Below are 503 nucleotides of genomic sequence, written 5' to 3' on the forward strand. Positions count from 1 at the left end.
GTTATAAGGAGTATAGTCGCAGTTGCGAGCCAGAGGATATTCCTTATTATCCAATCCGCCAGGTTGGAGAGATGGCATTACTCGATAAATACTTAACTCTCGCTAGAGCTGAAAAAAACATCACGTTTGTTGGCCGTTTAGGAACTTATCGGTATCTGGATATGGATGTTACAATTGCCGAGGCACTAAAGACTGCTGAAGTATATCTTACAAGTATCAATGAATCAGTTGCTATGCCTGTATTTACGGTCGATGTTAGATGAATACAACAGCATTAATTGTCACCTTCAATCGGTTAGACAAGTTAAAGAAATGCTGGCTATCGACTTCGATATTGCCTTTCGACAATATTGTTATTGTAAATAACTGCTCAACTGATGGCACTGCCTCCTGGCTTGCAAGTATTGAAGAAGAACCCCGGTTGACCATTTTATCCTTAACTGAAAACACCGGCGGTGCCGGTGGTTTTAAAAGAGGGGCTGAGTATATTGCTGCTCATATTA

At 41.0% G+C, this 503-nt stretch carries 2 protein-coding genes; both read left to right on the plus strand.

Features of this window, described 5'->3' with window-relative positions:
• Positions 1 to 263 (plus strand): UDP-galactopyranose mutase (locus AC1DUO_RS26210; RefSeq protein WP_477989672.1); only part of this gene is annotated, 263 nt, incomplete at its 5' end.
• Positions 260 to 503, plus strand: a 244-nt coding sequence (locus AC1DUO_RS26215; protein ID WP_477989674.1) for a glycosyltransferase, incomplete at its 3' end; no start/stop codon positions are given. The genes AC1DUO_RS26210 and AC1DUO_RS26215, both read left to right, overlap by 4 nt.

The organism is Rahnella sp. P4_A8 (assembly GCF_056402435.1).